At 61.2% G+C, this 12,201-nt stretch carries 12 protein-coding genes and 4 pseudogenes; 12 read left to right on the forward strand and 4 right to left on the reverse strand.

Annotated features, from left to right (window positions below; genetic code table 11):
- Nucleotides 1-127 precede the first annotated feature (127 nt).
- Both I6F37_RS23490 and I6F37_RS23495 read right to left on the reverse strand, forming a co-directional pair.
- Nucleotides 128-445, reverse strand: a pseudogene (locus I6F37_RS23490) (IS256 family transposase); the annotation flags it as partial.
- A 345-nt stretch (nucleotides 446-790) separates the two neighbouring features.
- The gene (locus I6F37_RS23495) at nucleotides 791-1,018 is read right to left on the reverse strand and encodes a hypothetical protein (RefSeq protein WP_225152829.1); all 228 of its coding nucleotides are present in this window, start codon (nucleotides 1,016-1,018) and stop codon (nucleotides 791-793) included.
- Between the two features lie 1,058 nt (nucleotides 1,019-2,076).
- Between I6F37_RS23495 and istA the strand changes: the two are divergent.
- Nucleotides 2,077-3,608 (forward strand): annotated as a pseudogene (gene istA / locus I6F37_RS23500) (IS21 family transposase).
- Here istA and I6F37_RS45950 read toward each other — a convergent pair.
- On the reverse strand, nucleotides 3,605-3,727 hold the full coding sequence (locus I6F37_RS45950; protein WP_271529907.1) for a hypothetical protein: 123 nt from the start codon (nucleotides 3,725-3,727) through the stop codon (nucleotides 3,605-3,607). The pseudogene istA and the gene I6F37_RS45950 overlap by 4 nt on opposite strands.
- Here I6F37_RS45950 and I6F37_RS23505 point away from each other — a divergent pair.
- Nucleotides 3,671-3,887: pseudogene (locus I6F37_RS23505) on the forward strand (ATP-binding protein); the annotation flags it as partial. The gene I6F37_RS45950 and the pseudogene I6F37_RS23505 overlap by 57 nt on opposite strands.
- A 4-nt stretch (nucleotides 3,888-3,891) precedes the next feature.
- On the opposite strand, the pseudogene I6F37_RS23510 reads toward I6F37_RS23505, so the two are convergent.
- Nucleotides 3,892-4,573: pseudogene (locus I6F37_RS23510) on the reverse strand (IS110 family transposase); the annotation flags it as partial.
- A 545-nt stretch (nucleotides 4,574-5,118) separates the two neighbouring features.
- Between I6F37_RS23510 and I6F37_RS23515 the strand changes: the two are divergent.
- The 10 genes from I6F37_RS23515 (at nucleotide 5,119) to I6F37_RS23560 (ending at nucleotide 11,486) form a co-directional block, all read left to right on the forward strand.
- Nucleotides 5,119-5,613 (forward strand): transposase DNA-binding-containing protein, encoded by a 495-nt coding sequence (locus tag I6F37_RS23515; protein WP_225152831.1) that lies wholly within the window; start codon nucleotides 5,119-5,121, stop codon nucleotides 5,611-5,613.
- A 354-nt stretch (nucleotides 5,614-5,967) separates the two neighbouring features.
- Nucleotides 5,968-7,071: a radical SAM protein gene (locus tag I6F37_RS23520; RefSeq protein ID WP_202948374.1), complete on the forward strand. Its 1,104-nt coding sequence runs from the start codon at nucleotides 5,968-5,970 to the stop codon at nucleotides 7,069-7,071.
- A gap of 4 nt (nucleotides 7,072-7,075) precedes the next feature.
- Nucleotides 7,076-7,408 (forward strand): hypothetical protein, encoded by a 333-nt coding sequence (locus I6F37_RS45955; RefSeq protein WP_202948375.1) that lies wholly within the window; start codon nucleotides 7,076-7,078, stop codon nucleotides 7,406-7,408.
- Nucleotides 7,409-7,477: 69 nt separating this feature from the next.
- A complete protein-coding gene (locus I6F37_RS45960) occupies nucleotides 7,478-7,705 on the forward strand; it encodes a hypothetical protein (RefSeq protein WP_157785105.1) in 228 nt (75 codons plus the stop codon).
- Nucleotides 7,706-7,758: 53 nt separating this feature from the next.
- Nucleotides 7,759-8,601, forward strand: coding sequence for a radical SAM protein (locus tag I6F37_RS23535; protein WP_210161371.1), 843 nt, complete (start codon nucleotides 7,759-7,761; stop codon nucleotides 8,599-8,601).
- Nucleotides 8,565-9,029, forward strand: a complete 465-nt coding sequence (locus I6F37_RS23540) for a hypothetical protein (protein WP_225152835.1) — start codon at nucleotides 8,565-8,567, stop codon at nucleotides 9,027-9,029. Before I6F37_RS23535 ends, I6F37_RS23540 begins: the two co-directional genes overlap by 37 nt.
- Before the next feature lie 35 nt (nucleotides 9,030-9,064).
- Nucleotides 9,065-9,775 carry a hypothetical protein gene (locus I6F37_RS23545; protein ID WP_157785106.1) on the forward strand — a complete coding sequence of 237 codons (711 nt, stop codon included), beginning with the start codon at nucleotides 9,065-9,067 and terminating at the stop codon, nucleotides 9,773-9,775.
- Between the two features lie 12 nt (nucleotides 9,776-9,787).
- Nucleotides 9,788-10,345 carry a class I SAM-dependent methyltransferase gene (locus I6F37_RS23550; RefSeq protein WP_081493689.1) on the forward strand — a complete coding sequence of 186 codons (558 nt, stop codon included), beginning with the start codon at nucleotides 9,788-9,790 and terminating at the stop codon, nucleotides 10,343-10,345.
- A gap of 274 nt (nucleotides 10,346-10,619) precedes the next feature.
- Entirely contained in the window at nucleotides 10,620-11,012 is a 393-nt protein-coding gene (locus tag I6F37_RS23555; protein WP_157785107.1) for a hypothetical protein, read from the forward strand.
- Between the two features lie 81 nt (nucleotides 11,013-11,093).
- A complete protein-coding gene (locus I6F37_RS23560; protein WP_202948377.1) occupies nucleotides 11,094-11,486 on the forward strand; it encodes an SAM-dependent methyltransferase in 393 nt (130 codons plus the stop codon).
- Nucleotides 11,487-12,201: the final 715 nt, after the last annotated feature.

The raw sequence follows: 12,201 nt of genomic DNA on the forward strand, positions 1-12,201 counted from the left end.
AGCCTTGACGGCGGCACCCCCGATCAAGCTTACTTCAGCCCGCTGCCGTTCCGCGCGGCAGCCTAACTCTGGCAGAAACTCCACTTATCGACGCGGAATTGCTGTTCAGACAACCGGGGCCAGCTCTCTCCTGCGCCGCCGTTTCCCAGCTCGGGATCGTGACCTCGCGGCCGTCCACGCCCCGGACCCGCGGGCGCTCGACCTCGATCTTGCCGCCGTGGAAACCGATCCGTCCGCGCGTTCGGCCCCAACGGTGCGCCCGCCGCGCCGCATCGCGACCGTGGCGCGGCCCGCAGGCCGCCGTCACGTCCGCCTCCATCATCGTGCCGAGCGCCTCGATCCCCGCCGCAAGGCAGAACCGATCAAAGCTCGCCCGCACTTCCGCAAACGCTTCGTCCACAGCCCCAGTCGCCGGCGAACCAGCCGGTGTGATATCTCTCGTCATGGCGTTGCTCTCCTTTGTGGAATCAGCACCCCGAGCCTACCGGCTCAAGGTGAGCAACGCCGACCTCTTCAGAAATTCAACAGAACCCGGGACATCCCCGTACCAGCCGGTTCTCGGGTGGGATGCCTGTGAGACTTTCGCCAGCGCGCCGCGCCCGTGCTGCCTACGATCCGGGACTGATCGCCAAGTCACCGCCCTATCCTGGTAGTTGCGCTAGGGCATTCGTCGGGATGATGTATCCCCGTCAGCTTCTTTCGTCGCTGAGGCTGGCTGCGTAGAAGTCACTAGCGAGTGGCAGGGACAGCACTTTATTGGTCCACTTCCAAGCGTCGAGTCAAGTTGCCGCTAACGTTCCCGCTGTTTAGGTCGCGCGGCTGCCACCGTGAGTCCGGTGTGATCCTTGAGGCTATCGACTACCGTGACCGCCGCTTCGAGTTCATCTCGAAGACGCTTCGTAATCCGCAGAATGCTGCTCGCGAGCTCCTCGCGGCTGATTTCTGCACCGTGAGCAACTTTTTCTTCGAGGTCGCGTATCGCTTCGTCGATCTTGTGCAGCGAGAATGTGCTAGGCATCATCCGGCTCCGTCCTGATTGAGGGTCGGGCATCCGCCGAACCACGGTGTAAAAATGCGTCCGCTACACGGTTAAGTAAAGCGGGTGGCGTTGCGGGAAAATCTGTCCCCATCTCGCGTCTGAGCGCCTCGAATTCGGATAAGGTCGAAATCGGGCAATCCGCCACCGCGTCCATTTTTGAGCGGATAACTTCAACCCGGGATCGCCAATCGGCCAGCTGTTCTTTAGTTCGCTGTGGGCCGTACGTGTCTTCTGCCGGTGTATGGCTTGGCCTACGGACGTAGTCCGTGAATGCTTGGATTGCCACTTCGGTCCTTGGCAAGGCGTTACTCCTATGAGCGGAGCCAGCTCGAACAGTTACAGGCCGAGCATTTTATACAGGCACGCGGGATGCGGCAACCCCCTCGTGCTGGTAGGTGCTCTCCAACTGTTCTCAGAATACAAATTGGTAGCATCTTGAGAATTTCAGCCTCTCGGGAGCAAAGGTGGTCAGCCTCAGTCTTCGAGGACGGGCTGGCCACCATCGCTTGCGACGCCACCTTGCAGGTCCAAACGGAATGCACACGTTGGAGCGACACGCCACCTCCCTACGCTCGCAGGCGCTTGCGGTGCTTGCAGCCAATCAGGCCCGGGCGGCCGATCAATCTTTGAGCCTGGCAGATCGACAAGTCGCGACGTTTAATGCTGAGGAGGCCCAGGCGCTGCTCAGCATCCTCGATTGCGTGAAGCTCGAACCCGGGCCTGAGGAGGCACGGAAGATCGCAGCGCGCATACGCGCGCTTCTAGAGGACCCACGGAGAAGCCAACCGATTCGAGTGGCGTGCTTGTAGGGTTGCGGATTCCGATCGATGTCGCCCAGGATTCCGAGATGATCTCGCCCACCATTCCGATTTGAAGTCGCCCACCCGTTCCGAGATGATGTCACCCACCATTCCGGGATGATGTCGCCCGGGTCTCGCAAGGGCGAACCCGGGGTGACGAGACCTCTTCTGGCTCCCATAGGGTCAACCTTTCGGTTTTGCGAAGGGGGACCCTGGATGCCGACGGAGAGGCTTGCGATGCGCCGTGTGCGCGATGTGATCAGGATGAAGGCGGCTGGGCTGCCGAGCCGCGAGATTGCTCGGCGGATGGGCGCGGCGCCCTCGACAGTGCGGCTGACCATCCGGCGATTCGAGGCCGCAGGCCTGAGCTGGCCGTTGCCCGACGAACTCACGGACGCGGCCCTGGAGGCCCGCCTGTTCGCCAAGACCGGCAACGGTAACCGGCAGGGTCATCGCCGCATCGCCGAGCCCGACTGGGCGGCGGTGCACCGCAGCTCAAGCGCAAGCATGTGACGCTGTCGATCCTGTGGGAGGAGTACATCGGCGCCGAGCCCGGCGGATACCGGTACTCGCGCTTCTGCGAGCTTTACCGCGCCTGGGAGGGACGCCTGTCGGTGACGATGCGCCAGGCGCACGCGGCCGGCGACAAGCTGTTCGTCGACTACGCGGGCGACGGCGTGCCGGTGGTCGTCGACCGCCTCACCGGCGAGCGGAGGACGGCGCAGATCTTCGTCGCCGTGCTCGGCGCCTCGAGCTTCACCTCCGCGCAGGCGACGTGGACGCAGGGACTCGCCGACTGGATCAGCGCCCATGTTGGCGCCTTCGCGGCGATCGGCGGCGTCCCGGCGCTCTTGGTGCCTGACAACACCAAAGTCGCAGTCATCAAGGCGAGCCTCCACTACCCGCAGATCAATCGCACCTATGCGGAGATGGCCGCGCATTACGGCACGGCCGTCTTGCCGGCGCGACCTCGCAAGCCGCGCGACAAGGCCAAGGTCGAGCAGGCCGTCCTCATTATCGAGCGCTGGCTGCTCGGCCGCCTGCGCCACCGCGTCTTCTACAGCCTCGCCGAGGTCAATGCAGCGATCGGCGAGTTGCTCACCAGGCTCAACGAGGAGCGGCCGATCCGGCGGCTCGGCGTGACGCGCCGCCGGCTGCTCGAGGAGATCGACCGGCCGGCGCTCAAGCCGTTGCCGGCGAGCCCCTACGTCCTCGCCGAGTGGCGGATCCGCCGCGTCAGCCTCGACTACCACGTCGAGGTGGAGAAGCATTATTACAGCGTTCCGCATCGCTTCGCGCGTGCCGAGGTCGAGGTGCGGTTCACCGCCCGCACCGTCGAGATCTTCCACAAGGGCGAGCGGATTGCCGCGCATCAGCGCATGAGTGGCAATCACAAGCACACCACCGTGCCGGAGCACATGGCCTCCAGCCATCGGCGCTACGCCGGCTGGACTATCGGGCGTATCCGTCAGGACGCCGCCGCGATCGGGCCGGCAACCAGCGCATTGTGCGACCTCATTCTCGACGAGCGCTCGCACCCCGAACAAGGCTTCCGCGCCTGCCTCGCCATCCTCAGGCTCGCCGCCTCCTATGGGCGCGAACGGCTGGACGCGGCGGCTGCGCGGGCGATCGACATCGGCGCGCGCACCTATGGCTCGGTCAAGTCGATCCTCGCCAACAATCTCGATCGGCGTCCCGCTCACCAGCGCTCCGCGGACGATGCGTCGATCCTGCATGCCAACATCCGCGGACCGCGCTACTACAATTAGGAGACCGTCCCTTGCTCACCCATCCGACCCTCGACCGCCTCAACGCCCTCGGCCTCCACGGCATAGCCAAGGCCTTCGCCGACATTGAAGCCGCCGGTGAGGCTGGCAGCCTCGGTCACGCCGAATGGCTTGCTCTGCTGCTCGAACGTGAAGCCTCGCTGCGGCACGACAAAATGGCTCGCCACTCGCCTGCGCTACGCCAAGCTGCGCCAGCAGGCATGCGTCGAGGACATCGACTATCGCACCCCGCGCGGTCTCGACCGCCCGCTGTTCGCCAAGCAAGCAAAGCCGTCGCCGTCATTGGTCCCACGCCTGGGATTGTCATCAAACGGCGGGCATCTTCTTCTTTTCGGGCGCGATGGGTGATCTCGCTGTCGAGTTTCTTGATCTGCATTTCCAGCGTCAACATCGTCTTGATCAATATCTCGAGTACGAACCGTGCCGCTTCGGGCACGTCGGTTTTTGGATCCATTGCGCGCTCGACAAGCTCTGCGACATAGGCCGTGCCCTTTGCCATAATCACCCCGTATTCGGCGAGATGACCACGCAAAGCATTGATCGCCTGGGTCCGCTGCCGGATCAGCAGGTCGCGGGTCCGAAACACCACCGCGCTCGCTTGCTGCTCTTCACTCTTGACGGGAACGAAACGCATGGTCGGTCTCTGCGCCGCTTCACAGATCGCCGCTGCATCGGCCATGTCGTTCTTCTGCCGCTTCACGAAGGGCTTCATAAGCCGGTGGGATCAGCCGCACTTCATGGCCGAGCTTGCCGATCTCACGAGCCCAGTAATGCGCGCCCGAGCAGGCTTCGATCGCCACGAGGCAAGCCGGCTGCTCGGCAAAGAATGCCAGCAGCTTATTCCGGCGCAGCTGTTTGCGAAAAACGACCTTGCCGGCGGCATCGGCTCCATGGGCCTGAAAGACATACTTCGCTAAATCTAGTCCAATCGTGCTAACTTCGTTCATGGACGCTTCCTCTCTGGTGATGGTTGTTCAACACCCTTCACTTTGGCACATCGATGCCGTCGAGGGGGCGTCCACCCCATCACAGCAACCGCAGAAGAAGAAAAAAGGTTGAAGTCGCGATTCCAGATTGACCGCGCGGCTTGACCGATGCCAGAGAACCAGCCGGCCAGCACGCCTCGCCGCTGGGCGAGATCAAATCGGAAAGGTGGGCGACATCGTCTCGGAATCCACGGGCGACTTCATATCGGTACGCCTGGGCGACTTCGTCGGAATCCGCATGTAGGGTTTACTTGGAACACGACGAGTCCGTTTTTTGGCGCGTTTAGAGGAATCGAGTCACTCTTTCGGTGTCCGCACATTTTACCAAGTTAGTGGTGAGCCCGGCTGGACTTGAACCAGCAACGAGACCATTATGAGCGTACGCGTCCGGTGACGCTTTCAATTACCCACATTTAGCCGAACGGGCTGAGGGAGCGCACAAACCATTGCATCGCAGGAATCGACCGGATTCCTTGTCTGGCACCGATTCGCAGGGGGCGGTGCCAATGGACGAAGAAGCCGACGCATGGTTTGATCGCGAGCTCGCTGGCTGCAGCCTTGCCGACGAGCGCCTGAACAAGCGGCTCCGCAAACTGGTAGCGCAGATCGCGAGCGCGATGGGTGAAAGCATTCCGCTGGTGTGCCAGGACTGGGCCAATACCAAGGCTGCGTATCGTGTTTTCTCCAACGACCGGGTCAGTGAGGCGGACATTCTGGCCGGCCACTTTCAATCGACGCGGGAGCGCACGATTGGCACCGACGGTCCTGTTCTAGTGCTCCATGATACGACCGAATTCAGCTATCAGAGAGAGCTCGGACGCGATCGGGACCACCAAAAGCATAAACAGCGGCCGGGACAAGGCGGGCGGCCTGAGATCGCACACGGTTTGCGGCATCCTGATGCACTCGAGCCTGGCGGTGACGACCGAAGGGCTGCCGCTTGGACTGACGGCGGTCAAATTCTGGACCCGGAAGAAATTCAAGGGGACCGCCGCGCTTAAGAAAACGATCAATCCGACGCGCGTTCCCATCGAGAAGAAGGAGAGCATTCGGTGGCTGGACAATGTCCAGCAATCCACGGGGCTGCTGGGCGATCCAGGACGATGCGTTCACGTCGGTGATCGCGAGAGCGACATCTATGAGCTGTTCTGCGCGGCTCGAGAAGTAGGAACGCATTTGTGACTAGGACTTGCGTTGACCGTTTGGCTGGGGATGGAGATGCGATCCGCTGGACATGCGAGTCCCTTAATAGCGCCCGCGGTGCGAGTGGCTGCGATCCAAATGCCGTCCAACCAACACGAACTCTGGTGCAAATTGCTCCGGTGATTGGCTGGAGATCAGCCTGAGATTCCCCGGTGAGTGTCGCCGCCTACGTTCTGGTTGACGGAGGACTGACACATGGCTTCCAGAAGCATCGGCCTGACAGCGGATTTGCGCGGATACGCACCTGCAATCTCGCGGACCATCCAGCCATTGCGGGTGGCGCGATGAACACCCCCTATCAGCAAAATGAGGGCGGCATTGTTGCGCTCTTGCCGGATGGACGGGTCGAATTCCTTCATCCAGCGGCGCTCCCTCTACTCGAAGCCGCCCGCGCGGGCGACGCCAAGTTGCCGGACATTGACGACAACATCCTCTCGTCTCCTCTGGTCCGGCTCGAGCAATTCCATTTGACCGCGCCGGCCATTGCCTTCATCGAGCTCACCAACCTTTGCAATCTGCGCTGCAAGCATTGCTATACGTGGTCGGGTCCGAAGCGACCCAACGAAATGACGACCGAAAAGATCATCGGTCTGCTGGATCAGTTTGCGGAATCCGGCGTATTGCAGGTGTTTCTCACCGGTGGCGAGATTTTCGCCCACCCGGACGCAATCGAAATCATAAACTATGCCCGAACTAAGCCGTTCAGCACGCAAATCTTCACCAATGGTCTTCTGATCACGGAAGAAGCCCTGGCGCGCATAACCCCTGGGACCTCCTTCTTCATCAGCTTCGACACCGCGGACCCTGAGCGAACAGTTCGCGGTAAGATGGATTTTCCGAAGCTCCGAAGCGCCTTCGAATGGATGAAAACGCACGGTCACGCCTTTCGAACTGCGATCTCCGTCCATCGCAACAATGTAGCTGACGCGGAGGAGATCTTTGAATGGTGCGCGATCAACGACTATCCGCGGCCGCAATGGCTTGAAACACGCCCGGTCGGCCGGGCTCTTCTGCACCCAGGCATTCTTCTCCAGCCGGATCAGATCGACGAGGTGTTCGAGGTGTATCGTCGGTGCATGGACCGCTACTCGGCCGCGCCGGAGGCGGAGGAAGTCGGGGGCGTAGCATCGGCGGTGGCCGTCCGCAGTGTCGATACGATCAAATTCTGCCAGAGGCTCGAGCGCGCGACCGGGCAGGAGAAGTGCGGACGTTCGCTCGTCTACGTCAACAGCGTGCGATGTGTTTCCCTGCAGTAACTGCATGAGCGGCGGGCTCTACAGGGCCGGCAGCGTCGTCGATCAGCCGTTCGCCGAGATATGGGCCAATGGTTTTGACGAATTCAGGCGCATCACGTTCGACGATCACAATGGATGTCAGGAATGTCCTGTCCACAATGCCGGAATCTGGTGTCAGTTTCGGTGTCCGCCACTCGCGCAAAATGTCTCCCGGAATCAAAAGGGATGCGGCGCGACCGAATACCTTCGCCTGTTCATGCTGCGTGCGGGCGCCTTGTGGGAAGAGAGACGAAAGGCGGGTGTCCGGCTCACGATGGCGCCGTCCCGACCACATCGAGCGGAGCATACCGTCGCCTGAGATCGGCACCGGTCGCCCGCCCCGCGCCGATATGGTTTGGCGGGCTGCAATGAAAGGAGACATCGAACCATGAGCACGAAAGCCATTGGCCGACAGCTGTTGCCAGTTGACGGCATCGAGATCAGCGCGAGTCCCGGCAACGGCCTCGATCTGGCGCAAGACGGAGTATCGCTGGCAACCGTCGGCGCCGCCTCTGCCGTCGCTCAAAAGCGGCAATCGGCACGTCGCCCGCCTTACCCCAAGCAACGACGGGATCACCCTTGCGCTTGTCGGGGCGCCTCCGCAACCAAGGCCTAAGAAGCCGATCCCGGCCGCCACCGGTGGCCGGGATTACAATCCGGAGAAAGATCATGCATGCACCGACTGCTACTCCGCTGGTGAGGTCGGCTCCGCCGCGATCGCGCATCACAAATCCAGGTGCTCTGCTGGCGCTACACCCCGAATTGCGCATAGATCAAGACATCTACAACATCAATGTCACGGCCAACTTCGGTGCGACGCTGACTGCATCAGAGACTTGGCAGCAGATCGCGACACATGATGGCGCGCAGAAGCCAGTCCATCTTTATTTCCATTTGCCCCTGTGCAGCTACGTTTGCCGGTTCTGTAACTACGTCAAGCGGCAGGCCCCGACCGGCGCGAAGCTCGATGATGCCCTCGATCATTGGACCGGCTTGCTGATTGAGGAATCGCAACGATATCTGCGGGGAGCGCCGTGGTTGTCAGCGGCTCGCGTTGAGTCGCTGTTTCTGGGGGGCGGCACCGCATCGCTGCTCAGACCCAGGCACCTGGCGCGGATCATGCGGCATGTGCAAGACAACTATTCCGTCATACCGGGATGCGAGGCGACGTTGGAAGGCAATCCGGACAACTTCCTCGCCGACGAAGTCAGTGATGCAATCGAGATCGGCTTCAACCGGTTCAGCGTCGGCCTCCAGTCGCTCGACAGCAAGGTCAACGCCTTCGCTGGTCGGGGGCACGACCGACAAATGTCGCTGAAGTCCGTCTGCACGACCAGAATCTGTTCCCGACGCTTGAAACCACCTACGCGATGCGCGAAGCGATGGTGGATGTCCTGCTCGATGCAAACTATGAACCCAGCCCCTGCGGCTGGTGGAGTGCGCCAGGATCTTATCCTGACGGCAACATCCCACAGGTGTCGCGCAACAAGTGGCAGAATTACGACACGATGATCGGATTCGGTCCCGGCTCCTATGGCTGGCTCGCGGGTATTCGGCCGGATCCTATCCAGACCCGCAACATCGCCGACATCTCCGCCCATGCGCGCCATGTGGAATCTCAGAGCACCGCACCGCTCGCGTCCGGCAGGCGCCTGACCGGCGCGGAAGCCGTCGCGACGGCGCTTGGGTTCGCCTTCAAGTCAAACCAGCCGATCTCCGTGCAGCGGTTTGCCCGGATCTATGGCGTGAATCTGTTGTCCGATGAGCCCTATGCCGGCGTGATCGAAGACCTCATGGCAAAGGGACTGCTCGAGCCGGTCAATGGGTCGTCGGAGTACCTGAAGCCGACGCTTGATGGTGAAACCCTCCACGAGGAGATCATTACGACGCATATCCACGGCCGTATCGGCGGTGTCGTCGCCGCCGTCTGCCGGCGCTAAGAGGCTGCCTACTCATGTTGCAAACGCAGAGAACGATGAACCCGGAAGCAATTCGCATTCATGAGTTCGTACCGATATCGGGATCCGAGATCGGCCGCGTCTTGATTGTACCATCCGGAAATGTCGGGCCGATGGATCAGGGCGGCTTCGAATCCGAATTGTACGAGCGGCTGGCCGGCAGGCTCGTTTCCTCCGGAATGATTACGGTTCGATTTGATGTCGAGTCCGATCGACCGCGCGGAGGTGTGTCGATACCGGCGCGCCGGGCGAACCGGACGCGGCGGTTGTCCGAGATCTTGGAACACGAGGCGATTGCGGCACGATCATCTCCGCTCATTCTACTCGGCGTGTCGCTCGGCGCACTTTCGATTGTTGACGTTCTAAGACGCCCGACCTCGCTCAATATCTGCGCGGCTGTTCTGCTTGGATGTGTGATCGAAGAACCCAGCGTTGTTATGCCGCCGGTCGAGCGAATCGACTTCCTCTACGGCGCGCGGGATCTGGTCGGATATTGTAACAGTGACGGTGAACTGAGCGAAGTCGTCGGTCCGGACACGTATGGACCTCGGTCGGCGCAGCAATTGATCGTTCGGCCGAGAACCGTCGTTACCACCCGCATCATCGAAGGGGTCGGACACATGCTCGCGCGGCCTGGTGCCCACGCGCCTGACGATGACACGTTGGATGTCATCGTCGACCTAACGAAGCAATCCGCTTTTCCGCCGTCTGCCCCGGCCGCGCAATAGGAGAGATCGACGATGACGTCTTTGGCAACCCAGCGCTTCGACAAACTGTCGACAAACTTTGCGACAAGCGAGGTCCATTCGAGCAGTCATTCCATCAGGCGATTGCATGAATTGCTCGACCTGCCGGCCGGCGCGTCGGTTGTCGACATAGCCTGCGGCGCTGGCCATCTTGCTCTGTCGTTTGCAGGTCGCGCGAAACGCATCGTGGGAGTCGATGGTGCCCCGACCATGCTGGGGGCCTTCCAGAGACTTGCGAACGAGAAGGCAATCCAGGTCGAAACTGTGCTGGCCATGAGCGATTCTGTCTCGCTGCGATCCGGCGAATTCGACGTCGCGGTTTCCCGGCTTGCACCGCATCATTTTCCGAACCTGCAAGCGTCGGTGCGGGAGATGGCGAGGCTGGTTCGGCCGGGGGGCATGTCGCAGTTATCGACCTGCATGGCTACGACGATTCCGACCTTGACGAATTCAACCATCGGCTGGAAGTTTTGCACGATCCAACGCACGTCCGAAGCCACACGCCGCTGGCCTGGCGAGATACCCTGGCGGGCGCCGATCTGGAGATCCTGACCTTCGAGACGCATCTTCGAGAGAGTCCGAAAGGTGTCAGCATACAGCGCTGGTGCGAAATTGCAGCCTCTGGCCCTGAGGCGGAACAGGCTATCCGTGCGCAGCTTGCGTCGGCCCCCGCGGCGACGTTGAACGCCTTGGGGATTGATTTCGCGGTAGATCAAGCCGAATTCCTGATTCCGGTGAGGACGTTGCTTGCGGTTGCGCGCAAGCCGGCCGTTAATCACTGAGCGGGGACGGGGGCCTTTGTTGCGAAGCGCGTGTGTCACGGTTGGTGGGTGAGGTTCAGGTGCCTGTCCTTCATATCTATTCACCTCTCGATTCGCCGCCATCGGCGCTGCTCGAGAACCTCTGCTCGGGGATCCTCGGCATTCTTCACCTACCGCCGGGGCATTGCTGGGCGATTTGGCACGAGGTGGCGCCCCACAATTTCCATCGCGACGGCTGGCATTACGGCGCCATGGACAACGGGCCGATCGTCACGATCTACTGCAAGCGAACATACAACAAGGAGGAGATCTCGCGGATGTTGCTCTTCACGCGGGATACGCTTGCGAGTGGCTTGTCGTGCGATGCGGCTGCCGTCTACGCGACCGTGCAGCGCGTTCAACCGGGAGAGACCCTGGTGCGAGGCGGGATTTGGCAGGAAGTTGAGGGGGCACCGTGACCGAAGCAGGATATATGCATCCGACCCGTGGCGACCGTCAGGTCGTCGCGTAAGACACCTGAAGATGACCATTGGGGGGCGGTGGAATCATACATCGACTTCGATCAACGCCAATTCGGTGCAAACGCGCTACTGGGGCTCTCGGAGTTTTCTCACGTTGAAGTAGTTTTCCTGATGCACAAGGTGCCACCGGATTCGGTAGAGAAGGGCGCGCGGCACCCGAGGGAGCGAGCGGATTGGCCCTTGGTGGGAATCTTTGCCCAGCGCGGCAAGTCGCGGCCGAACCGGCTGGGTGTCTCACGTTGCGCGTTGCTCGGGGTTTCGGGCCACACACTCCATGTGCGCGGGCTGGACGCAATCGATAGCAGCCCGGTCATCGATGTGAAACCCTACATGGAAGAATTTGGCCCGCGAGGAGCGATAGCGCAACCAGCTTGGTCCAACGAGGTCATGAAGGATTACTACAAGGAATGAAGGAAGGAGTGGCGAGTAGTTAGCCCGAGGTGATCAGGGGCAGCGTGAGAACGCCCGCCTTACGGAGGTCCTGAAACGGAAGCTCTATAAAATGGAGCTTCGGGCAATCCTCACCATGATGGTGCTGCCTCGGGATGAATTATCCGACCTGGCTCGTTTTCTGAGTAGGCGGTGCTTCTTCGATCATTCTGATTGCCTGTACGGCGAGACGATCAAGAGTAGGGTGTATCGACCAGGTACGAAGGACGGGAATGTCGCCGGCGTTGCCGAAGAGCCCGAGGATTTCAAGAGACTTCGCGACAACGTCTTCGGCGCGGAAGAATTCGAAGTAGCCAGATTGCGTGGTTGGGCTCGCAAGCGCGGCCCGATAGGATCGCCGCGATTTCGTTCGGAAAGAACTCGACGAATAATGCTACGGCAGGCTCGGTTCCGGGAAGATGCTTCGCACGTTCAGAAAACATGTGGTCCCTGTGGTAAAACTCTCCAACGAACGCCGCCGCAATCACCATGCCGAACGGCTGCTCAAAGCCTAGTTCCATAGGCGACGTCAAACCGCGCAGCGACGCGCTGACGCCTACAAGCTGTCCTTCGGCGGTGGCGACAGCCCCCGGCAGGCGCACAGCCCTCGCTGGACGGCGGCGTCGACGGCGGCTATCAATGCCTCGAAGCTGGCCACCGGTTTGCCTCGGATCGTAATGAGGCGCGTCGCCAGTGT

This window comes from Bradyrhizobium sp. NBAIM08 (assembly GCF_020193935.1).
Lineage (GTDB): Bacteria > Pseudomonadota > Alphaproteobacteria > Rhizobiales > Xanthobacteraceae > Bradyrhizobium > Bradyrhizobium yuanmingense.

Excerpts from the sequence above, each read along its gene's own strand:
- I6F37_RS23495 (WP_225152829.1), bottom strand. The coding sequence starts at position 1,018 with ATGCCTAGCACATTCTCGCTGCACAAGATCGACGAAGCGATACGCGAC.
- I6F37_RS23515 (WP_225152831.1), top strand. The coding sequence starts at position 5,119 with ATGGACGAAGAAGCCGACGCATGGTTTGATCGCGAGCTCGCTGGCTGC.
- I6F37_RS45955 (WP_202948375.1), top strand. The coding sequence starts at position 7,076 with ATGAGCGGCGGGCTCTACAGGGCCGGCAGCGTCGTCGATCAGCCGTTC.
- I6F37_RS45960 (WP_157785105.1), top strand. The coding sequence starts at position 7,478 with ATGAGCACGAAAGCCATTGGCCGACAGCTGTTGCCAGTTGACGGCATC.
- I6F37_RS23535 (WP_210161371.1), top strand. The coding sequence starts at position 7,759 with ATGCATGCACCGACTGCTACTCCGCTGGTGAGGTCGGCTCCGCCGCGA.
- I6F37_RS23545 (WP_157785106.1), top strand. The coding sequence starts at position 9,065 with ATGAACCCGGAAGCAATTCGCATTCATGAGTTCGTACCGATATCGGGA.
- I6F37_RS23550 (WP_081493689.1), top strand. The coding sequence starts at position 9,788 with ATGACGTCTTTGGCAACCCAGCGCTTCGACAAACTGTCGACAAACTTT.